This window comes from Saccharothrix sp. (genome assembly GCF_031180885.1).
In the GTDB taxonomy this organism is placed as follows: domain Bacteria; phylum Actinomycetota; class Actinomycetes; order Mycobacteriales; family Pseudonocardiaceae; genus Actinosynnema.
Window position 1 is genome coordinate 9,123 of sequence record NZ_JAPSLK010000014.1, and the last position, 21,317, is coordinate 30,439.

22 protein-coding genes are annotated in these 21,317 nt (G+C 71.2%); 10 read left to right on the plus strand and 12 right to left on the minus strand.

Translation table 11 applies throughout. The features are described from left to right. The first annotated feature begins 206 nt into the window (after positions 1 to 206). A complete protein-coding gene (locus RIN75_RS18460) occupies positions 207 to 1,205 on the plus strand; it encodes a sigma-70 family RNA polymerase sigma factor (protein ID WP_309113191.1) in 999 nt (332 codons plus the stop codon). A 115-nt stretch (positions 1,206 to 1,320) separates the two neighbouring features. After that, positions 1,321 to 2,262, plus strand: a complete 942-nt coding sequence (locus RIN75_RS18465) for an LLM class F420-dependent oxidoreductase (RefSeq protein WP_309113192.1) — start codon at positions 1,321 to 1,323, stop codon at positions 2,260 to 2,262. A gap of 123 nt (positions 2,263 to 2,385) precedes the next feature. Here RIN75_RS18465 and RIN75_RS18470 read toward each other — a convergent pair whose 3' ends face one another. From RIN75_RS18470 to RIN75_RS18495, 6 genes are all read right to left on the minus strand, one after another. Beyond that, on the minus strand, positions 2,386 to 2,712 hold the full coding sequence (locus RIN75_RS18470; RefSeq protein WP_309113193.1) for a hypothetical protein: 327 nt from the start codon (positions 2,710 to 2,712) through the stop codon (positions 2,386 to 2,388). 2 nt (positions 2,713 to 2,714) lie between these two features. After that, positions 2,715 to 4,715 carry a carbamoyltransferase C-terminal domain-containing protein gene (locus RIN75_RS18475; RefSeq protein ID WP_309113194.1) on the minus strand — a complete coding sequence of 667 codons (2,001 nt, stop codon included), beginning with the start codon at positions 4,713 to 4,715 and terminating at the stop codon, positions 2,715 to 2,717. 84 nt (positions 4,716 to 4,799) lie between these two features. Further along, on the minus strand, positions 4,800 to 6,365 hold the full coding sequence (locus RIN75_RS18480; RefSeq protein ID WP_375295978.1) for a 4-hydroxyphenylacetate 3-hydroxylase family protein: 1,566 nt from the start codon (positions 6,363 to 6,365) through the stop codon (positions 4,800 to 4,802). 146 nt (positions 6,366 to 6,511) lie between these two features. Beyond that, complete coding sequence (fgd, locus tag RIN75_RS18485; RefSeq protein WP_309113195.1) at positions 6,512 to 7,516, minus strand: glucose-6-phosphate dehydrogenase (coenzyme-F420); 1,005 nt, start codon at positions 7,514 to 7,516, stop codon at positions 6,512 to 6,514. Positions 7,517 to 7,897: 381 nt separating this feature from the next. Beyond that, positions 7,898 to 9,496, minus strand: coding sequence for an FAD-binding protein (locus tag RIN75_RS18490; RefSeq protein WP_309113196.1), 1,599 nt, complete (start codon positions 9,494 to 9,496; stop codon positions 7,898 to 7,900). Between the two features lie 291 nt (positions 9,497 to 9,787). Beyond that, a complete protein-coding gene (locus tag RIN75_RS18495; RefSeq protein ID WP_309113197.1) occupies positions 9,788 to 10,192 on the minus strand; it encodes a hypothetical protein in 405 nt (134 codons plus the stop codon). 376 nt (positions 10,193 to 10,568) lie between these two features. On the opposite strand from RIN75_RS18495, the gene RIN75_RS18500 reads away from it, so the two are divergent. The 3 genes from RIN75_RS18500 (at position 10,569) to RIN75_RS18510 (ending at position 13,465) form a co-directional block, all read left to right on the plus strand. Next, entirely contained in the window at positions 10,569 to 10,724 is a 156-nt protein-coding gene (locus RIN75_RS18500; RefSeq protein WP_309113198.1) for a hypothetical protein, read from the plus strand. 79 nt (positions 10,725 to 10,803) lie between these two features. After that, on the plus strand, positions 10,804 to 11,190 hold the full coding sequence (locus RIN75_RS18505; RefSeq protein ID WP_309113199.1) for a hypothetical protein: 387 nt from the start codon (positions 10,804 to 10,806) through the stop codon (positions 11,188 to 11,190). A gap of 4 nt (positions 11,191 to 11,194) precedes the next feature. Next, positions 11,195 to 13,465: a caspase family protein gene (locus RIN75_RS18510; protein WP_309113200.1), complete on the plus strand. Its 2,271-nt coding sequence runs from the start codon at positions 11,195 to 11,197 to the stop codon at positions 13,463 to 13,465. 70 nt (positions 13,466 to 13,535) lie between these two features. Here RIN75_RS18510 and RIN75_RS18515 read toward each other — a convergent pair whose 3' ends face one another. Further along, entirely contained in the window at positions 13,536 to 14,654 is a 1,119-nt protein-coding gene (locus RIN75_RS18515; RefSeq protein ID WP_309113201.1) for a hypothetical protein, read from the minus strand. A 179-nt stretch (positions 14,655 to 14,833) separates the two neighbouring features. Between RIN75_RS18515 and RIN75_RS18520 the strand changes: the two genes are divergently transcribed. Beyond that, entirely contained in the window at positions 14,834 to 15,010 is a 177-nt protein-coding gene (locus RIN75_RS18520) for a hypothetical protein (protein WP_309113202.1), read from the plus strand. A 633-nt stretch (positions 15,011 to 15,643) separates the two neighbouring features. Here RIN75_RS18520 and RIN75_RS18525 read toward each other — a convergent pair. Continuing rightward, on the minus strand, positions 15,644 to 16,723 hold the full coding sequence (locus tag RIN75_RS18525; protein ID WP_309113203.1) for a CU044_5270 family protein: 1,080 nt from the start codon (positions 16,721 to 16,723) through the stop codon (positions 15,644 to 15,646). Then, on the minus strand, positions 16,716 to 17,312 hold the full coding sequence (locus RIN75_RS18530) for a sigma-70 family RNA polymerase sigma factor (RefSeq protein ID WP_309113204.1): 597 nt from the start codon (positions 17,310 to 17,312) through the stop codon (positions 16,716 to 16,718). Before RIN75_RS18530 ends, RIN75_RS18525 begins: the two co-directional genes overlap by 8 nt. Before the next feature lie 233 nt (positions 17,313 to 17,545). Between RIN75_RS18530 and RIN75_RS18535 the strand changes: the two genes are divergently transcribed. The 3 genes from RIN75_RS18535 to RIN75_RS18545 all read left to right on the plus strand — a co-directional run bounded on the left by RIN75_RS18535 (position 17,546) and on the right by RIN75_RS18545 (position 19,032). Beyond that, complete coding sequence (locus RIN75_RS18535) at positions 17,546 to 17,704, plus strand: hypothetical protein (protein WP_309113205.1); 159 nt, start codon at positions 17,546 to 17,548, stop codon at positions 17,702 to 17,704. 384 nt (positions 17,705 to 18,088) lie between these two features. Beyond that, positions 18,089 to 18,499: a DUF6292 family protein gene (locus RIN75_RS18540; RefSeq protein WP_309113340.1), complete on the plus strand. Its 411-nt coding sequence runs from the start codon at positions 18,089 to 18,091 to the stop codon at positions 18,497 to 18,499. Between the two features lie 146 nt (positions 18,500 to 18,645). Next, positions 18,646 to 19,032 (plus strand): STAS domain-containing protein, encoded by a 387-nt coding sequence (locus RIN75_RS18545; RefSeq protein WP_309113206.1) that lies wholly within the window; start codon positions 18,646 to 18,648, stop codon positions 19,030 to 19,032. Positions 19,033 to 19,050: 18 nt separating this feature from the next. Here the strand turns inward: RIN75_RS18545 and RIN75_RS18550 are convergent, their stop codons facing one another. Further along, positions 19,051 to 19,383, minus strand: coding sequence for a hypothetical protein (locus RIN75_RS18550; RefSeq protein ID WP_309113207.1), 333 nt, complete (start codon positions 19,381 to 19,383; stop codon positions 19,051 to 19,053). Positions 19,384 to 19,443: 60 nt separating this feature from the next. On the opposite strand from RIN75_RS18550, the gene RIN75_RS18555 reads away from it, so the two are divergent. Beyond that, the gene (locus RIN75_RS18555) at positions 19,444 to 19,653 is read left to right on the plus strand and encodes a DUF2795 domain-containing protein (RefSeq protein WP_309113208.1); all 210 of its coding nucleotides are present in this window, start codon (positions 19,444 to 19,446) and stop codon (positions 19,651 to 19,653) included. Here RIN75_RS18555 and RIN75_RS18560 read toward each other — a convergent pair. After that, positions 19,650 to 19,835: a hypothetical protein gene (locus RIN75_RS18560; protein ID WP_309113209.1), complete on the minus strand. Its 186-nt coding sequence runs from the start codon at positions 19,833 to 19,835 to the stop codon at positions 19,650 to 19,652. The genes RIN75_RS18555 and RIN75_RS18560 overlap by 4 nt on opposite strands. Before the next feature lie 56 nt (positions 19,836 to 19,891). Continuing rightward, positions 19,892 to 21,286 carry an FAD-dependent monooxygenase gene (locus RIN75_RS18565; RefSeq protein WP_309113210.1) on the minus strand — a complete coding sequence of 465 codons (1,395 nt, stop codon included), beginning with the start codon at positions 21,284 to 21,286 and terminating at the stop codon, positions 19,892 to 19,894. Positions 21,287 to 21,317: the final 31 nt, after the last annotated feature.

Below are 21,317 nucleotides of genomic sequence, written 5' to 3' on the forward strand. Positions count from 1 at the left end.
CTGGTAGGCCGATTGGCCTATGCGGCCGGCATCCTCCCGTGTGGCCCGAACGTGGAATCCCTGGTGCGGCGCGTGTTGACGGGTCGTGTTCGCGCTGTGGCGTCGCGCGGGTACCGTGTGCTTACCAGGAGTCGTCCAGCTCGACCGCCGACCGCAGCGTCGCCGCCGGGGTCCACTGGCGTCGGTGGTCACGCACGGGAGACGGAATGCCGGACAACACCGAGTTCGCCAGCTCCACCGAGAGCTACCGCGGCGAGCTGCTGGCGCACTGCTACCGGATGCTGGGTTCGGTGGACGACGCCGAGGACGTGGTCCAGGAGACGTACCTCCGTGCCTGGCGTTCCTACAGCGGGTTCGAAGGGCGTTCGTCCGTTCGGGCGTGGTTGTACCGGATCGCGACGAATGCCTGCTTGACCGCGTTGCAGCAGCGGAGCCGGCGGGTGCTGCCCTCCGGGCTCGGTGGGCCGGCCGACGATCCCGACACGCCGCAAGTGCCCGCTGGTCCTGGGGTTTTGTGGCTCCAGCCGATCTCCACCTCCACCACCCGGGGGCACGACGGGGTGCGGGAATCCGGTGACCCCGCGGTGATCGTCGCGGAACGGGAAAGTCTGCGGTTGGCGTTGGTGGCCAGCCTCCAGTACCTGCCCGGTCGGCAGCGGGCCGTGTTGCTGCTGCGGGACGTTCTGGCGTTCCCGGCCAGCGAGGTCGCGGAAATGCTCGACACCACGACGCCTGCGGTCAAGAGCATGTTGCAACGGGCGCGGGCTCGACTGGAAGAGGTTTCGGCCGACATGGATCGGGTCACCGAACCCGACGAGCCGGAATTGCGGGCACTGCTGGACCAGTACATCAAGGCGTTCGAGAACTCCGACGCCGCGGCGCTGGAACGACTGCTGCGCGCGGACGCCACCCTCGAAACCGTCCCCAGCGCGACCTGGTTCGCGGGCAAGCAGACTTGTGCGCCGTTCGTCGCCCGGCACGCGATCGGCACGCCCGGCGAATGGCGGCTGGTGCCGATCGAGGCGAACGGGCAGCCCGGCACGGCCGTGTACCGGCGGGGCGAGGACGGGGTGCGCCGGGCTTTCGGCGTCTCGGTGCTCACGCTGGCGGCGGACGGGATCGCGAAGATCGTGCTGTTCGTCGACCCCGGCCTGGTGGCGCGGTTCGGACTCCCGGACGTCGAGCCGGTCGCCACCACCGGCTGAGCAAGAAAATCGCGGTTCCTCCGCGGCCACCCGGGAGTCTCATCTTCCGGGGGCCGCCCGGCCCTCTCCCGGTCGGATGTCCGCACGCTGTGCGCTCACCACAGGAGGCTGCGAGATGAAGTACAGCCTGTTCCTCCCCACCGGCTTCGGACAGGACCTGGTGGGCATCCCGGATCCGGCGGAGGCGTTCGAGACCATCGTCGCCATCGCGAAGGCCGCCGACGACAGCGGGTACCACTCGTTGTGGGCGCCCGACCACTTCCACACCGTCCCGGCCTCGCAGGCCAACTTCTTCGAGGTCTGGTCGACCCTGACCGCGCTGGCCCGGGAGACCACGAACGTCCGGCTCGGACCGATGGTCACCGGCAACGACTACCGCAACCCCGCGCTCCAGGCCAAGATGGCGTCCACTGTGGACGTCCTCTCGAACGGGCGGCTCACGTTCGGCATCGGCGGCGGGTGGTACGAGGCGGACTACGTCGGCTACGGCTACGAGTACCCCACCACCGGTGAGCGGCTGCGCCGGCTGCGCGAGGCCTGCCAGGTGGTGCTCGCCCTGTGGACCGAGGAGGAAGCCACCTTCGAGGGCAAGCACTACCAGGTCAACTCGGCGATCAACCAGCCGAAGGGCGTGCAGACGCCGCACATCCCGCTGCTGGTCGCGGGGTCCGGCGAGAAGGTGACGCTGCGGATCGTCGCCGAGTTCGCCGACCAGTGCAACGTGATCGAGGCGCCCGAGGGCATCGCGCGCAAGCTCGACATCCTGCGCAAGCACTGCGAGGACGTGGGCCGCGACTACGACAGCATCTGGAAGACCACCACCACCCACTGCATCATCCGCGACACCGACGCCGAGGCCCGGGCCGCGATCCCGGTGTGGGCCCCGGACAACTACCCCGGCGACCTCGCCGAGTACGGGCTGATCGGCACGCTGGACACGATCCGCGAGCGCATCGCGGCGTACGAGGCGGTGGGTGTGCAGGAGTTGGCGATCAGCTTCGAGGACCCGACCCGGCTCGACGTGATCCGCGAGCTGGCCACGGCTTTCACGTCCTGACCGACCACCGCCGCCCTCGTCGCCGCCCCCGACGGTGACGAGGACGGCGGTTCCCGGACGGTTCAAGCGGCACAAGGGAACCGGCCGGCGTGGTGGGCGCCGGCCGGTTCGGTGTGCGAGGGGTCAGCTTCGGCGTTCGCGGTCGGTGGTGTCCACCAGGGAGTAGCGGATCGACGCCGCGGCGGCCCTGGTGGCGGAGAGCGCGCCGCGGAGTTCGTCGATCAGGGCCTGCTCGTCCGACCCGGTCCGGGCGTGCTGCGCGGAGAACGCCCGGCCCACCGTCGTCGCCGCCTCCAGGCAGCTCAGCCACGCGTCGAACAGCGGGTCGTCCCACTCCCCCGCGGCGTCGAACCAGGGCAGCTCCGCCTGCTGGCGCACGGTGTCCAGCAGCCGCTGCACGCCCAGGTGGACCGGTGGCGGGACGTCGGGTTCGCGGTCGGACACGGACATCGTCAGACGTCCCCGCGCGGCAGCAGTTCCACCAGCCTGCCCTGCCACAGGTCGTGGAACACCTTCCGCACTTCTTCCGACACCTCGCCGCCGGCCAGTTCGGACAGCGTCCGGCGACCGTCCACAGCGGACAGCAGCGCGAACACCTCCGCCGAGACCACGGTCCGGGGACCCTTGGTGTAGTCGAGGTAGATCTCGTGCTCGGCGTCGGGACCGGCCACGTGGTTCCAGGACATGCGCAGCCGGGTCACCGGCCGGAACCGCACGACCAGGTCGTCCAGCACCGCGCCGGGACGGCGGCGCACCAGGAAGTCCTCGACCACCAGGTAGTCCAGGTCGGTGGTCAGGTAGCTGGTCACGACGTCGTCCACCGTCTGCACGATGGGCTCGGCGTTGTTGTTGAACGAGGTGTTGAGCAGGACCGGCGTGCCGGTGATCTCGCCGAAGCGCTGGATCAACCGGTGGAACCGCGGGTTGCTCTCCGCCTCGACCACCTGCACGCGCGCGGAACCGTCGACGTGGGTGGTCGCGCCCAGTTCCTCGCGCCGGTCCTCGTGCACGTACACCACGAACGACATGAAGTCGTGGTCGGCCTTGGTGTCGGTGAGGTCGAAGTAGGTGTCCGCCGCCTCCGCGGTGACCGCGGGCGCGAACGGGCGGAAGCTCTCCCGCTTCTTCACCATCGCGTTGATGCGGGTGCGGTTGTCCGACGGGCGGGCGTCGGCCAGGATGCTGCGGTTGCCCAGGGCGCGGGGGCCGAACTCGGAGCGGCCGTGCGCCCAGCCGAGCACCTTGCCCTCGGCCATCAGGTTCGCCGCGACCTCCACGATGTCCTCGTGCGGCTCGACCTCCACCTGGTCGCCCCACGCCTTGAGGCGCGCGGCGATCTCGTCGCGGTCGCCCAGGGTCGGGCCGAGGCTCGCGGTGCGCATCCGGGGCTGGGTGGTGCGGTTCCAGCCCGCCTGGAGCGCCGCCGCCAGCGCCGCGCCCTCGGACGCGCCGCCGTCGTGCGAGGCCGGGTGCACGAAGACCTCGTCGAACAGGCCGGACCGCAGGATCAGGCCGTTGAGGCTGCTGTTGTGCGCGACACCGCCGCCGAAGCAGAACTTGCGCAGGCCGGTCACCTTCGCCCAGTGCCGCAGGACGTGCATGACCACGTTCTCCAGCATCTCCTGCACGCCGGCCGCGAAGTCCTGGTGCTGCTGGGTGACCGGCTCGCCGGTGCGGCGCGGCGCGAAGCCCTCGGCGAGGAACCGGGACGCCACGGTGTTCAGCCACGGCGTGCCCGGCGTCAGCTCGTAGCGCCCCTCGTCGTGCAGGGTGTAGAGGCTGTCGAAGACCTCGCGGTACTTCTTGGCGTCGCCGTAGGGCGCGAGGCCCATCACCTTGTACTCGTCGCCGAAGCCGTAGCGCACCAGGCTGATGGCCTCCTGGTAGAACAGGCCCAGCGAGGCGTGCACGGGCTGGGTGTCGAGCAGTTCGAGGTCGCCCGCGCCGGCGCGGTAGAGCGTGCCCGACTCCTCCTCGCCGCGGCCGTCGAGCACCGCCACCAGCGCCTGGTCCATCCCGGACCGCAGGAACGACGACCACGCGTGCGCGTCGTGGTGCCGGGTGAAGCGGACGCGCTCGTCGGGCACCTCGACCCCGAGGCCCTCGGCGAGCTTGTCCTGGATCAGCCGGCGCGCCGAGCGCACCGGGATCTGCGGGATGGCCGCGTACCACGTGTTGAGCGCGTTGTCGCTGAAGACCTCGTCGAAGTAGTAGCCGACCACGTCGACCTCGTCGAGCCCCACGCCCGCGATCTCCAGGCAGGCGCGCACCGCGTTCACCGGGAACTTGGTGGTCTTCTTGATGCGGTTGAAGCGCTCCTCCTCCACCGCGGCCACGAGCTTGCCGTCGGCGACGAGGCACGCCGCGGCGTCGTGCGAGTACGACTCGGGCAGTCCGGGCACGAGGTCGGTGTCCTCGCCGCCGAAATGACCGCTCAATCCCAGTGCCAGCATCGCGTCACCGATCCAATCCAGGAACTCGCGCCGTCGGAACTTGAGACTTCCCCTGGCGGCGAAAGGAAGCGCCGCCGCACGCCCTCAGTCGCCGCGCACCACGCGCAGGTCGTCGCCGTCGAACAGGTCCGGCCGGGTCCAGCCGTCGAGGTCGTACTCGGCCATGCACTGGTCGGCGAACGCCTTCAACGGCTCGGCGCGGCCGGTGGCCTGGTACATCATCATGGTCTGCACGCGGATCGACTCGTTGTCGCCGGAGTAGTTGCGCTCGTACAGCTCGTGGCGGCCACCGAACTCGGTGCCCACGGCGTCCCACAGCAGCTTCATCAGCTTCACCCGGTCGACCGCCAGGCCGCCGTCCGAGCCGCGCAGGTACCGGTCGAGGTACGGCCGCACGTCGGGGTTGCGCCAGTCGTTGGCGTGCGAGTTGAGGTAGATCAAGCCGCTGCCCAGGGTCTGCTGGACGATCTCCTTGACGCGCGGGTAGCCCATGCCCATGAAGATCCGGTACGCGAACCCGTAGTTGGCGTTGGGCTGCACCATGCCGCCCAGCCACTGCTCGGGCGACTTGGCCATCGCGTCGGACATGCCCCAGAACAGGTCGCGCCAGCTCAGAATCTCGCCGACCTGCGCCTGCACGCCGCGGAACCCGGACGTGCCGGTGAGTTCGACGGCCTTCATCACGCAGCCCGCGATGAAGTCGAGCTTGACCGCAAGCCGGGTGCAGCCGTGGAAGGTGAACCGCTCGGCGAAGCCGGAGGCGTTCATGAAGATGTTCGCGATGTCGGCGTCGTAGACGAACACGTTCTCCCACGGCACGAGGACGCTGTCGAAGACCATGATCGCGTCGTTCTCGTCCAGCCGGCTCGACAGGGGGTAGTCGAACGGGCTGCCCATCACCGCGGCCGTCATCTCATAGGACGTCCGGCTGATCAGCTTCAGCCCCGGCGCGTCCATCGGGACGGTGAACACCAGGCCGAACTTCTTGTCCTTGACCGGGAGTCCGTAGTGGGCGATGAAGTTGGCGTTGGTCAGCGCGGAGCCGGTCGCCACGACCTTCGCGCCGGAGACGATCAACCCGGCGTCGGTCTCCCGCTCCACGTGGACGCACACGTCGGCGATCTCGTCGGCCGGCTTGCTGCGGTCGATCGGCGGGTGCACCAGGGCGTGGTTGAAGTACAGCACCCGTTCCTGGGACTCGCGGTACCAGCGCAGCGCGTTGTCCTTGAACGGGCCGTAGAAGTCGGAGTTCGCGATCAGGGTGCCGAAGTACGCGGCCTGGTAGTCGGGGGTGCGGCCCATCCAGCCGTACACCATGCGCTGCCAGGCGGCGATGGCGTCGCGGGAGCGGACCAGGTCGTCCACCGAGCGCGGGGCCTGGAAGAAGGGGTGGGTGAAGCCGCCGTTGCCGGTGTCGGTCGGCACGCGCAGCACGCCCTCGGCCTCGGGCGCGTGCAGCGCGTCGTAGAGCTGGGCGACGGAACGGGCGCTGTTGCGGAACGCGGGGTGCTTGGTGACGTCGTCCACCCGTTCCCCGTACACGTAGACCTCTCGGCCGTCGCGCAACGAGTCCAGGTACTCCCGGCCGGTCATCGGGCGGATGTCGTTGGTCGCCGCGAGGGTCTCGGCGGCCCCTTCCGTCATCGTCATCGCTTGCCTCCAGTGGGGGACACCGGTCTGATGGGGCAGCACGGTGCCCCCGGCCCGCTGATCGTGCCTGCCTTAAATGCCGGCGTGCTTCTTCGAGACTGCCGTTCCCGCCGGACGCCCGTGCGCCCGGCGGGAAGGCGCCCTGATCAGCCCAGCTCGCGCAGGAGCGGGACGACGTCCTCGGCGAACTGGGTGAGGAACCGCTCCTGGTCGTGCCCGGGTCCGTGGAAGACGAGGTGGTTGAGCCCGGCGTCCACATAGGGCTTGATGCCCGCGAGGGCCTGCTCGGGGGTGGAGGCGACGATCCACCGCTGCGCCACCTGTTCGATGGGCAGCTCGTCGGCGAGCCGCTCCATCTCCTCGGCACTGTCCACGGTGTGCTTCTGCTCGGCGGTGAGCGAGAGCGGGGCCCAGAAGCGGACGTTCTCCAGCGCCGCCACCGGGTCCCGGTCGTAGGACAGCTTGATCTCGATCATGCGGTCGACCTGGTCGGCCTCCCGGCCGGACTCCGCGACGCCCTCGGCGAGCGAGGGCAGCAGCTTCTCCTCGTACAGGTCCATGCCCTTGCCCGAGGTGCAGATGAACCCGTCCGCGATGCGCCCGGTGAACTTCGCCATCTGCGGGCCGCCCGCCGCGACGTAGATCGGGACGGGCTGCTCGGGACGGTCGTAGATGCTCGCGTTGACGAGGGTGTAGTACTCGCCCTGGTGGTCGACCTTGTCCTCGGTCCACAGCCGGCGGATCAGCGTGATCGACTCGCGCAGCCGACCCAGCCGCTCCTTGAACTCCGGCCACTCCCGGCCGGACACGGCGATCTCGTTGAGGGCTTCGCCGGTGCCCACGCCGAGGATGATCCGCTCCGGGTAGAGCAGCCCCATCGTCGCGAACGCCTGCGCGATCACCGCCGGGTTGTAGCGGAAGGTCGGGGTGAGCACGCTGGTGCCGATCCGCACCCGCGAGGTCCGCTCACCCACCGCCGCCATCCACGAGAGGGCGAACGGCGCGTGCCCTCCCTTGTGCCGCCAGGGCAGGAAGTGGTCGGACACCATCACGCTGTCCAGACCCACCTCCTCCGCTCGCACCGTGTGCTCGACGAGATCACGCGGTGCGAACTGCTCGGCGGACGCCTTGTAGCCGATCTGCAATGCCATGACGCTCCTTGCGGCTCGACGCTTTCTTCAACGCGGGGTGCGGGCTGTGGGCGGCGGAGTCTGGGAGTGGCGGACTCTGGGGGCGGAGTCTGGAGGGCGGCGGAGTCTCGGGGGCGGCGGAGTCTGGGGGGCGGCTGCGGGCAGCCGGGAACCCGCCGCCGGCGTCGAGCGGCCCGGCCCGTGCGATCGCGTTCGTGCGGTCGTGCTCGTGTGCTCGGGCTCGTGCGCTCGCGCTCCTGTGCTCGCCCGTGTGCTCGGGCTCGTGTGCCGGCGGCGGGTATCAGTGTGTCCATGTGCGCGGGTTGTGCGGTGTTGCGGTTGTGCGGTGTTGCCGTTGTGCGGGTGGTGCGGTGTTGCGGTTGTGCGGAGTGCACTTGCGGATCATGCCCCCGGCAGCCGCACCGACTGGCCGTGGCGGAACACGTTCAGCGGGTCGTAGGCCAGCTTGGCCTGCTGCAGCCGCGGGTAGTTCTCCTTGTGGTACAGGTCGTGCCACGGGACGTCCGACTTGTTCAGCGACGGGTCGTTGAGGTCGATGTCGGCGTAGTTGACGTAGCAGCCGTCGGTGACGTCATTGGGCACCGGCACGCCGCCGGTCTCGACGTACACCTCGCTGTAGACGTCCCGCGCCCAGCCGATGTGCTTGTCGTCCTCGGCCGGGTCGGTCCAGTACGCGGAGTACAGCATCTTGAACGCCGCACCGCGGTGGACCGACGCGGTGTCGTCGGGCGCGGGCGCGGCGATCTCGCCGCCGTACGGGGTGAGCTGCACCGTGACGTTGGGGTTGTTGATGTCGTCCCGGGTCAGGTGCCGGTGGAGGGCGTCGAGCTGGCCCTCCGGGAAGTTGCCGACCATGAACGTCGACTTGTACTCGGCGCGGAAGGTCGGGTCGGTCACCTGGACGTTGGCCATGCCGAAGAACCTGGTGGCCTGCAACCACGGCAGCCTGCGCTGGAAGAAGAACTGCGGCAGGGCGCCGAGGTCGCCGACGGACGCCGTGAGGGCCTCCGGCTCGACGTTGACGCCGTCGTTCATGAACCGGAAGAACTCGGTCAGCCGCTCCTCCGCGTCCGGCGCGTCGGCGTCGATCTGGGCGATCAGTCCGATCTGACCGGCGGCGCGGTGGTTGAGGCCCATGAACGCGGCGATGTCGCGGTTCGGGTTGTCCGGCGCGAAGTTGTCCAGGTGCCACTGGGCGTAGTTGCGCGCCAGCCGGCCGAACTCGGCCCGGTCGATGCTCGCCCACGACCAGCCGACCGCGGCCAGGATCACCTCGCGCGGCGGGCGGGGCAGCAGGTGGCGCGGGTCGTCGCCCTCCGCGCCGGGCGAGCGGAAGAGGTAGCGGGTGACGACGCCGAAGCTGCCGCCGCCACCACCGGTGTGCGCCCACCACAGCTCGCGGTTGGGGTCGTCCTCGTCGCGGGTGGCGACGACGATGCGCGCCTTGCCGGAGGCGTCGACGGTGACGACCTCCACGCCGTAAAGGTGGTCCACGACGAGGCCGAACTTGCGCCCCAGCGTGCCCCACCCGCCGCCGCTGACGTACCCGCCCATGCCGACGGTCGGGCAGAACCCGGCCGGCACGGTGACGCCCCACTTCTTGTAGAGGGTCTCGTACATGCGCAGGATCGTGGCGCCGGCCTCGACCGCGACCGCCCGGTGCTTGCGGTCGAAGTAGACCTCGTCCAGCTCGGTCATGTCGATCACGACCTGCGTCTCGGCGTTGTAGACGAAGTCCTCGAAGCAGTGCCCGCCGGAGCGCACGCTGATCTTCTTGCCGTCCCGAACCGCCTCGCGCACCACCCGCCGCACGTCCTCGGCCGTGCGCACGACGACCACCCGCTCGGGCGCGCCGACCCACCGCTGGTTGACCCCGCGCACGAGGTCTTCGTACTGGCTGTCGGTAGCACCGATGGAGATCTCGTCACCGGCGGACCCGGCGGCGACGAGCGCCGTGCCCTGTTCCATTTCGTCGATCATGGCAATCCCCCGTCCCTGGTCATACCCGGCAATGGCGGACCCATAGCCCGGTTCCCCCGACCGATTTGCGACATTTTCGCAACGCACGGCATTGAATTGATCGCGTATGGATCACTCGCGGCGGCGCGTCACGCCATATGTGACCACAGTCGGACGGGAAAGGAATCGCGACTGCTCGAACTCGTCACCCCCAGTTCACGCGCACTGCCCCCACAACACCTGTTCCGCACACACTCCGCGTCGGGGTCGACCGGCGGCGCGATCATCCTGAAAGGACGGTGGCGGACGGCATCAGTCCTCGCCGGGCTTGAAGTAGGTGTGGTGGTCGGAGCAGAGGATCTTGGCCTTGCGGCGGGCCGGGTCGAACGGGTGGAACTGTTCGGGGACGGTCAGGTCGATCTCGCCCGGGACGCCGTTCGTCCGCAGGCACTCCGCAATCCTGCGGCCGTCCTCCGCCGCGCGCGGGTCTTCGCGGTTGGTGTAGGTGGCCGGGTGCAGGTCCTGACAAGTGAGCCGGGCCGTGTTGAGGACCTCGGCGTCGGTGTCGGCGGGGAACGCGCCGATGACCGCCGTCCCATCGCTTCTCATCGTCGGGGGCGCGAGGTCCACGCCGTTGTCGCGCATGCAGTTGGTGAACTTGTGCGCCCGGTCCGCATTGTCCGTGCCCTCGCACGCGGTCAGGACCGCGACCAGCACGACGACGATGCCCGCCCAGCGAAGTGCCCCCCGACCCCCGCCCCACGCCGCCAAACCTCCGCCCTGCGCCGGCCGACCTCCGCCGCCGCCGCCGCGGCCAGCCGGGCCCGCGGCACCTCCGCCCGCGCCCGCTGCCACACGTGCGCCACGGCCGGGCGGTGAGCCGGGTGCCGACGCCGCGCGGCTGGATGGTGATGAGCGCCGAGGCGCTGGACGGGAGCCCCGCACACCGTCCACGACCACCTGAAAGCGGTGTACCGCAAGACCGGCGTCGGCAGCCGTGAGGAGCTGATGGCCTGCCTGAGCGCGTGAACCCGGTGCCACGCGGGTAATCCATCGTCGCAGAACCCCCTGACGCCGAGACCGTGGAGCAGCCATGCCCTGGGTTCGCCGACACCACCGCCGCACGCCGTACAGCTGGTTCCGCGGCACCACCGTCCGCAGCCACTTCCGCCGGTCTCCCGGCCGGGTCCCCGTGGTGCCGATCGCCATCGCCGTCGCCGTGATCCTGCTGCTCATCGCCATCTTCTGACCCCTTCGACCGGTAACGACCGCCGGTCCGCGACGACATCCCCGGTGTAGGCCTGCCACCCCGAACGACGGGAGGGCCGATGGACACGGAGGACGAACGCGTCGTGCTGCTGGTGGTCGAACCTGACCCGGACGTCGACCCGGACAGCGCCGACCACCTCGCGCGCCGCCTGCGCGCCGAGGTCGCCGCACTCGACGTCGACGCCCGGCTGGCCGCCGACGGACCGCCACCCGACGGCGCTAAGGGGGCCGACGCGGTCACCCTGGGTGCGGTCGTGGTCGGGATGAGCGCCGCCGGCGGGGTGTTCCCGCTGGTCATCGAGACGGTCCGGGACTGGCTCGCCCGACAGTCCGCGCGGCACCGGGTGTCGGTCACCATCGACGGGGACACCATCGCGCTGGAGAAGGCGTCCCCCGAGGAGCGACAGGCGCTGGTGGACGCCTACGTGCGCCGCCACTCGGGGTGACCCCGTGAGCCGGCGACTGGCGCTGTTGATCGCCACCTACGAGTACGAGGACGCCGGACTCCGCCGCCTGACCACGCCCGCCCACGACGCCGAGACCCTGGCCGAAGTGCTGGCCGACCCGTCCATCGCCGGCTTCGAGGTCACCACGCTGGTCAACGAGCCCCTGCACCGGGTGGGCCGCGCGATCGGCGAGTTCTACCGCGACCGCCGCCGCGACGACCTCACCCTGCTCTACTTCACCGGCCACGGCCTCAAGGACGACGAGGGTCGGCTGTACCTGGCGATGACCAACACCATGCGCGACAACCTGCTGTTCACCGGCCTGCCCGCCGAGCAGGTCGACCTGGCCGTGGAGGGCTGCGCGTCCCGCCGGAAGATCCTCGTGCTGGACTGCTGCTACAGCGGCGCGTTCCCGGCCGGCCGCCGCACGAAGGCCGACCCGACCGTCCACACCCTCGAACGCTTCCAAGGCCGCGGCCGCACCGTGCTCACCGCGTCCGACGCCACCCAGTACTCCTTCGAGGGGACCGGCGACCGGCCACAGGGCCGGGCCGCGCAGTCGGTCTTCACCCGGTACCTGGTGGCCGGCCTGCGGGACGGCAGCGCGGACCTCGACGGCGACGGCGACATCACCGTGGACGAGCTGTACAGCTACGCGTACGACCGCGTCGTCGAGGAGATGCCCCAACAACGCCCGAAGAAGCAGGACGACGTCCAGGGCCGCACGATCATCGCCCGCAACGTCAACTGGACCCTGCCGAGCTACCTGGCCAATGCGTTGGCCAGTCCCATCGCCACCGACCGCCTCAACGCCCTGGAGGGCTTGGCACACCTCCGCCGCGTCGGCAACGAGATGGTCAAAGCCCGCGCCGAGCAAGAGATCCGCCGCCTGGCCGACGACGACAGCCGCCAAGTCTCCACCGCCGCGGCCGCCCTCCTGACTCCGACCGAACCGACCGCCACAACCACCGAACCAGCCACCGCGAAACCCGAGCCCGAGCCACCCCGGCCCGCGCCACCCCGGCCCGCGCCACCCCAACCCCAGCCCAAGCCGCGCCAGCCCCAGCCCAAGCCGCGCCGGCCCAAACCCGAGCCGCCCCAGTTCGCCGAAGCCGCCCAGCCCACCGCCGCGACACCGAAACCCCGCCGGCCCGAGTTCGACTTCCGCCGCCTCCTCACCTCCCGCCGCGCCCGGCTGATCGCCGCCCTGATCACCGCACTGGCCCTGATCGCAACCGGCGTCCTGTGGCTGAACCGGGACAAGACCGAATCCGGCGGCACCCAAACAGCCAGAGGCGCGGCCCACGTCATCGCCGGCACGGCCGACAAGGTCGTGCTCAGCCCCGACGCCAAGACCATCGCCGGCTTCACGAGCACGGCAGGCGAACGCGTCCGCCTCTACGACATCCAGACCGGCCAACAGGTCGACGACCTCGCCGGCAACGCGAACTCCTTCGCCTTCAGCCCCGACCCGAACACCCTCGCCCTGGGCAACGAAACCGGCGCGGCGGTGCTGTGGGACCGGACCGCCCGCCTCGCCCGAGCCACCCTCGCAGGCACCACCACCGGCCCGAAACTGGCGTTCACCCAGGACGGGAAGATGATCGCCACCGCCTCCACGTGCGCCTGCAACGACCCGTTCGACAACCCGGTCCGCCTGTGGAACACCGCCGACGGCCAAGGAGAAGCCACCCTCCCCGGCCACACCAACGGCGTCCAGGACATGTCCTTCAGCCGCGACGGCCGCCTCCTCCTCACCGCCGCCGTCGACCGAACCGTCCGGGTCTGGGACGTCGCGACCGGCAAGAACACCGTCACCTTGGACGCCGGCTACATCGCCACCTTCAGCCCCGACGGCACGACGATCGCCGCCAGCAGCCACTACACCGAGAAGATCAGCCTCTGGGACACCGCCACCGGCCGCCGGATCAGGCTCCTCGACGGCACCGGCCAACCGGTGTCCTTCAGCACCGACGGCAAGACCCTCGCCACCACCGACTTCGACGGGAAAGTCGGGCACCTGTGGGAAGTCGCCACCGGCGAGCTGATCAACACCGGCACCGCGGGCGGCCCCTTGGCGATCAGCCCCGACCACCGGACCCTCGCCATCGGCGCCGGCAACGACGTGCAACTGCTCGACGCCACCACCGGCAACCTCAAGGACTCGCTCACCGGGCACACCGCCCGCATCACCGACCTCACCTACAGCGCCGACGGCCGAACCCTGGTGTCCGCCGGCACCGACAGCACGATCCGCGTGTGGCGGGTCGGCTGAGGACATGTCCCGGGTGCCAGACGCTCGCGCTGTTTCAGGACCGAAAACAGCGCGAGCGTCCAACAGTCGATCAGGGGTACTCCACCACGTACACCGGCACGCCGACGCGAGTGGTGTCCGCCGCCTCGCCGAGCCCGTTGACGACGTGGTCGATCGTGCCCGCGCTGAGGTTGACGGTCATGATGTGGTGCAGCCGCACGCCCGGTGTCGACGGCACCTCGAAGCCGTTCTCGGTGTGGATCGACGGGTTGTTCTGGTTGAACACGTACACACCTCCGCCGTGCAGGGTGTGGTGCTTCACGCGATCGCCGACCTTGTAGCCGGCGAAACCCTCGACGGGGCCGTTCATCCAGTCCGCCTGGGTGGGCGGGTCGTAGGGCAGTTCGTTCTGGTACAGCACGGTGGTGCCGTGTTCGCCGTTCCAGACCGTGTTGTACCGCTGGAAGTGCTCGACGAACAGGCCGGTCGCGGTGACGTGGTCGCCGTTGACGACGACGCCGGTCCGGCCGGTGTTGGTGTGCCAGCGCTGGGTGTCGGTGAAGCCCTCGACGCCGTGGTCGCCGCGCCACACCCACGTGTGGTCGATCAGGACGTGGTCGCTGTTGACCTCCAGCGCGGTGTCGGTCTTGCCGACGTGCGGCCCGCCGACGCGGAAGTACACGTCGGACAGCGTGGTCGGGTTGCCCGGGACGCTCCAGCCGCGGGTGTTCTTGCGGCCCACGCGCAGCAGCACCGGCGATTCCTCGGTGCCCGCGTCGACCGTGACGCCGGCGATGACCACGCCCGGCACGTCGGCGACGTCCAGCGGGGTCGAGCCGGCGACGGCGGTGAGGGTGGCGTGGCCGAGGCCGAGCACGACCGTGCCGGGGCGCTTGACCTCGATGCTGCGCGCGACGTCGTACACGCCGGGGGTGAGCAGGAGGTGCTTGCCGCGGGCCAGTTGCCGGTTGATCTCGCGGACGGAGTCGGTCGGCTTGGCGACGAAGAAGTCGGTCAGCGGGACGGTGCGGCCGGGCGTGGGGCCGTCGGCCCACGAGACGCCGCGGGTGTCGCGGCGGGCCTGCGGGACGCGGACCTGGTAGCGGCCGTTCTCGACGAACAGGTACGGCTTCTCGCGGCTGATCGGGGTGCGGTCGAGGGTGGTGTAGGGCGGGGTCGGGAACGTGGCGGCGTCGGGTGCGCCGACCACGCCGGCGAAGACCTGGTTCCAGACGCCGTTGGACCAGCCGGCGACCTCGCTGTCCCGGGTCAGCCACTGCTGCTGGGAGCCGTTGACGACCTGCGGCAGCCGGGAGTCCGCGATGAACCCGCCGCTGGCGTACTGGGGGCCGGCCGGTGCAGTAGTCCATCAGCGAGAACGTGCCGCCGGTGACGTTGAGGCGGCGCACCGAGACCGCCTGCGAGACGGCCCAGAAGTTCGCCGACGAACGGCAGCCGTCCTGGCCCTTGGCGTCGATGTTGACGGTCAGGTTGGACAGGGTGCGCCAGAAGTTGACCAGGGCGAGGCAGTTGCCGGTGCCGCCGTCGGCGAGGCAGCGGTTGTAGACCTCGACCTCGCCGTTGACGACGACGTCGGTGGGCGACGCGCCGAGGCCCGTGATCTCGGTGTAGTAGCCGACCTTGATGTGCAGGGGCTGCTCGGCGGTGCCGTAGGTGCCCGGTTTGAACAGGAACGCGTGCCGGCGGGTGCCCATCTCGTCGTCCACGCGGGCGGCGTGGGTGGCGTCGACGGCGGCCTGGATCTCGGCGACCGGCGTGCTCGGGTCGAACACCCGGACGTCCGCGCCGAGGTCCTGCGATCGCGACGGGCCACCGGACTCGTCGAGCGCGGCGGCAGACGCGGTGCCGGGGGCGGCGGGCGTGGCGGTGGCGGGGGCGGCGAGGGTTGCCGCGGCCAGGGCCAGGGCGAGGGCGAACGCCGGTCTCCGAGCGCGTCGCGGGAAGGGGGCCATGATCGTCATCGACCTGCCTATACCGGTGAGTTGGGGGCGGAACCGGCCGTGAGAGAGCGCTCTCACGAGCGGTGCGCCATTCTTACTCCGCCCGGTCCGCAATTCCAGGGAGGTGACGACTTCCGGTACTTCCCGGCACCGGCGGATCGGCCCTCGGCACCGCCGCACACGGAAGAAGGACCCGTGCGCCCCCGACAGCCGCACGAGCCCTTCGAGTCATCCGCCCTTACCGCTGGGGCTTGACCCCGATCGCGTCGACCACCCCGGTCTCGACCGCGGTGAACTCCAGCACCGTGCCCGCCTTGAACTGGTCCATGTCGGACGTGGTCACCTGGCGCTCACCGATGAACTGGCCGGTCTCCGGGTCGATGATGATGTCCTGGCGCATGTCGCCATCGTCGATGCCCAGCGCGGTGCCCAGCCGGCCGCCCAGGTTGGCCTGCTTCTCGGTCACCTGGAGGCCGGGCACCTTCGCCAGCGCCTTGTAGATGTTGGCCCGCACGTCGCTGCGGATCAGGCCGCTGCGCAGCGCGTCCGCCGCGTAGACCAGCAGTTCGGCGTCACCGCGGTCGTTGTCCGGGGCGTCGTCGCTGAGCCGCTTGAACAGGGCGTCCGGGTCGGTGGGCAGGCTCGCCTGCCACTCGGCGGTCGGGTGCTGCCAGCTGCCGCGGTCCGCGCACTCCTTGCCCTTGTCGGCGAAGAACCCGCCGCACTTGGCGCGCCACTCGCCCTCCGGCCACCCGCCCTCGGTCGGGACGCCCGCGGCCTTGGCCGCCTCCTCGGTGCCGACGACCCACTGCTGGTTGCCGGTGACATCGCGGCGCAGCAGCCACTCGCCCTGCTCGTCGGCCGGGGCCCAGGTCTCCAGCAGGTTCTCCGCCAGCCGGGAGAAGTCCCCGCTGGTGGCCATCCACCAGGCGTGCGTCGCCACGTACCGGTACTGGCCCGGCCCGACCGGCGGGTCCACCGCGCCGATCGCCTGCGCGGCGGCCCGGTCCAGCGTCGCCGCGGCCTCGGCGCTGGCGGGCGCGCGGCCCCGGCCGAACGACACGGTCTGCACGACCAGCCCGGCCGCCACCAGCACGGCCACGGCCGCCGCGCCGAACACCCAGCGCCGCTTCGAGCGCACCTGCTTGGTCTCCCCCGGTTCGGTCACTTCGGTCTCCCCTTCCTCGGTGGTCCGCATGAGCGCCGCCCGCGCACGGGCCAGCACCTTCTCGTCGCTGTCGACGTCGGCGTTGAGTGCGTCCAGCGCGGCGTCCAGCTCGTCGTCGGTCCAGATGCGGTGGATGTTGTCGTCACTCATCGCCGGTCCTCGCGTGGTCGGTCTCGGGTGCGTGGGCGCGCAACCGGCGCCGCACGCGGTGCAGCCGGGAGCGGACGGTCCCGACCGGGATGCCGAGCGCCTCGGCCACCTCGTTCGAGTCCAGCCCGGCCCAGCTGGTGAGCAGGAGGACGTCCCGGTCACCGGCGTCCAGCTCGGCCAGCGCGCCCGCCAGCAGCCGGGTGCGCGCGGCGGCGTCGACCTGGTCGGCCACCCGGTTGCCGTGGTCCTCCTGGCCCGCGGTGGACCCCGCCGCGCGGGCGGCGGCGGCCAGGCCCCGCACCTCCTGGCGCACGTGGCGGCGCAGCAGGTTGGTGGCGATGCCGTAGAGCCACGAGCGGGCGGTGCCGCGTTCCGGGTCGTAGCCGTCCCGGGTCTGGTAGGCGACCAGGAAGGTCTCGCCGACCAGGTCGTCGGCCAGGTCCCCCACGCGGCGGGCCAGGTAGCGGTGCAGCGGCCGGGCGTGCCGGTCGAACAGCTGCCCGAAGACCCGGCTGCGCCCCGGCCCGGACAGGTCCGGCCGGTCGTCCGCGTCGGACGCCTGCGCACCCGCCGGCGTGTGTTGGGTCATCGTCCTCACATCTGGTGTTGCCCGGAACCGCCCGCCACGTTCACGGCGACTTTAGGTGACCAGACGCTCACCGTCCGTCCTGGCCCGCGCTGCCGCCGAGTTCACTCGAACGGGTGGAGTCGGGTGCCACTGCCGGGATCGGGAGCGACAGCACGGGTGCCGGCACCTCGGGAGGTCGCCGTGAACCAGAAGCTGACGCTGAGCCGTGCCGTGCTCAGCGGAACGTGGTCGGCGTGGCCTACCGGTCCGTCACCGACCTGCCGCCGTTCACGCTCTGCGTGGCGTGGCCCCAGGACTCGCGCGCTCCGGCGGTCGCCGCGTTCGTCCGCGCGGCCACGGAGGTCGCGGGTTCACCGGTCGCCACCGACGCGCCGGCCCAATCCGGTGGGTGAGCGCAGAACCCGCCGCCCAACGACATCTGGCTGGACGACGGCGAGTTGCGGGTCTTCGACGGCCGCAAGTGGGTGGCCTACCAGCACGTGCCGGCCGACGCGCTCGGCCCGAACGTGGTGGTGAAGGGCGACGACCCGTCGCCGGGGCGGTGACACCGGTGGGCGACCTGCCCTCGCCGCTGGACGCGATCGGCGCGCTCGACCAGGCGGACCCCATTGTGGCCAAGCTCGCGATCACCGTCCACAGCCCGCGTACCTGCGGTTTTCCGGTCTTCTTGATCGGAACAGGAAAACGTGTGGTTTGGCGGCTCACCCGTTCGGGGTATGTCGGCGAGGCGTCAAGCAGTCGGCGCCCGGGTTTGGGTTGGGATGAGGGCGGTGGCTATGGGTTTGGACTTCGAGGACGCGGTGACGAGGGCGTTGCGCGAGTACGTCCGGCGCGTCACGGCGGCGTTGGGGTTGAGCGGCGAGTGCTCGTTCGTGCAGGCCGAGTGGCCCGCGAACGCTTACATCGCGGTGGACGGCCACCTGCCGGGGTTCCCGGACCGCGACGTCGCACTCCTGTGGGACGAGCGGGACGGGTGGGCGGCGGCGGTCGAGACGCAGGGCGCGGAGGACCTCGTCGTGCGGGCGCGGCTCGGTGGCGACGTCCTGCCCCCGCCCGCCGTGGTCGCGAACTGGCTGACCGGCGTCCTGCACGGTGAGCCGGTGACGCTGCACGCGCCCCGCCGGGGCGGAGACCTCACGGTGCGGCTGCGCACCTACAACGCGTCCGAGTTGTCGCGGACGGCGTGAACGGGGTCGTCGCGGACGGCGTGAAGCCGAGTCGTCGCGGAGAGCGTAAGGGCGAATCGCGTGCGGTCCGCTTGTCGGATCGTCGCGGCGGTCGTACGTTCGAAGTGGACGTGAAGGCGTCACCAGTGCCTCAGGAGACTTGGGCGATGACGGAACCCGAACTCGGCCGGGCGCTGCGGGTCACGACCACCGAGTCCGACGGCGTCGTCGTCCTCGAAGTGGTCGGCGAAGTGGACATGGCCACCTCACCGCGACTGCGCGCTGAGGTGTCGCGACTGCTGGACACCCGGCCCACGGTGCTCGTGATCGACCTGCGCGGGGTGGTGTTCTTCGGGTCGACCGGCATTTCGATGCTGGTGGAGGCCGAGCACCACGCCCGGCGCCTCGGCGTGCCGATGGGGATCGCCGCCGCCCAGCCCACGGTCCTGCGCCCGCTGGCCGCGACCGAGGTGGACGCCCTGGTGACGGTCCGACCGGACCCCGCGACGGCCGCCGCGGCGGTGCTGGGCGACACCCGACCGGAAGCCTCCTGAGCCGACCACCACGAGCGGCTAGCCGAGCTGCGGGCGCCACTCCTCCTGCCAGGCGTGGTGGGAGTCGTAGGCGGTGGCGAGCAGGCGCAGAGTCGCGTCGTCCGCGCCGGCCTCCAACTCGTCGCGCAGGAGTGCCGCCTTCTCCGCGAACGGGACGGGCGCGTGGTCGTCCTCGAACGGTCCGGGGAGCAGGAGCAGGCCCCCGCCCTCGTCGGCGCGCACGATGCGCAGCCGGCCGCGGCCCTCGGCCTCGTCCAACACGGTCGACCCGCCCTCGGCCAGCCGCCGCTCGTCCTCGGCCAGCCGGTCGAGCACGAACCGCCGCAGGTTGTCCCTCACGTCGACGTCCATGCCATCGGGGTGCCCGGTCGCGTCCCGTTTACGCCGACCCCGTCCGGGTAGTCGGGCGGCATGAGCGACACCACCACCGTCGACCGGCTGCGCACCGCCCTGCACGACGTCCGGTACCCGGCGGACAAGGCGCAACTGGCCGACCACGCTTCCCGCAACAACGCCGACGAGGACACGGTGCACGCGCTGCGCTCGATCCCCGACGGCGTCTACGGGTCGTTCGACGAGGTCCTCGGCTCGGTCGCGATCGACCAGAGCCGGGACCGCTAGGCGGTCGGCGGCTCCCGCCGGCCCTGGTCGAGGCCCAAATCCGCGGACTCCTCCGCGTCGGGCATCTCCGGGTCGCGGAACTCCTCGGCGTGGGTGGGACCGCCGGCCCGCAACTGGTCCTCCACCTCGTGCTTCAGCTCGTCGTCCACCGCCGGACCGTGCTGGGTGCTCTCCCGTTCCACGGCACGTCCTCCTCGTCACCGTCGGCATCCACTTCGGACACTCCGGGTACCCCGGATCAACGGGATCCCACCAGTTCGGCCAGCGCCCGGCGGAGGTCGGCGGGGTCGGTGCCGGCCCACCCGACGTAGCCGTCGGGGCGGACGAGCACGAGCGGCCCGCCGTTGCCCGGGACGACCTCGACGCGGTCCTCCCACCCGGTCACGTCCGCGTCCCCCACCAGCACGAACCGCTGGCCGCGCAGCGCCTCGTACAGGCGGCGGCCACCGACCTCGACGTCCGCGGCGCGGGTGCCGACCAGTTCGTGCGCGCCGGCGGGCCGGGGGTAGGTGTAGCCCACCCCGCTGAGCTGCCCGGTCGCCTTGCGGGTGATGGCCGGCACCGACAGCGCCAGCCGCGCGACCGCGCCCCGGACCAGCCGACCCACCCACGACTTGATCATCGCGGCCCGGATGATGCCCCCGCTGCTGCGCAGCACCGCGCGCCCGACCGGGTGGCGTTCGGCCTGGTAGGTGTCCAGGAGCCGGTCGGGCGCGCCGCGCAGCACGGCGGCGAGCTTCCAGCTCAGGTTCGCCGCGTCCTGGAGCCCGGTGTTCATGCCCTGACCACCCGCCGGCGAGTGGACGTGCGCCGCGTCGCCGGCCAGGAACACCCGACCCACCCGGTACTCCGGCACCTGCCGCTCGTCGCTGTGGAAGCGCGACAGCCAGCGGGCGTCGTGCATGCCGAAGTCGGTGCCCAGCGCGCGCTTGGCGACGTCCCGGACCTCGTCGAGGGTCAGCGGCTCGCCATCGGGCACGGCGCGGCGGCGGTCCCAGGCGAACACCCGGTAGTAGCCGTCCCCGAAGGGCGCGATGAACGCGAACGCGTCGCCGACGCCGTTGACGGTCAGCAGCTCGGCGGGCTCCTCGGCCACCTTCACGTCCGCCAGCATGATCGACTTGAGGACGGAGCGGCCGGGGAACGGCTGCCCGATCGCGGCCCGGACCGAGCTGTGGAACCCGTCGGCCCCGACCACGTAGGCGGCGCGGTAGGTCTGGTCGGCGGTGGTGACGGTGACCCCGTCGGCGTCCTGGTCGAGGCCCTTGACCTCGGCGTTGTGCACGATCTCCGCGCCCGCCTTGAGCGCCCGTTCGCGCAGCAGGTCCTCGACGTTGTACTGGGGCGTGATGAGCAGGTAGGGGAACCGGCTCGGCAGGATCCCGAGGTCCAGCTCCACCCCGCCGAACAGCCGGACCTGGTCGAGCGCCGCGCCGGTGGGCACCAGCCGGTCGGCCAGGCCGCGTGCGTCCAGTTGCTCCAGCGAGCGGGCGTGCACACCGAACGCCCGGGACAGGTTCGAGATCCGCCCGTCCCGGCGTTCGAGGACGAGCACCTCGACACCGGCCTCCGCCAGGTCCCCGGCGAGCAGCAGCCCGGTGGGACCGGCTCCGACCACGATCACCTCGGCCATGACTCCTCCTGCGGGTCAACGCTTGTTTGCC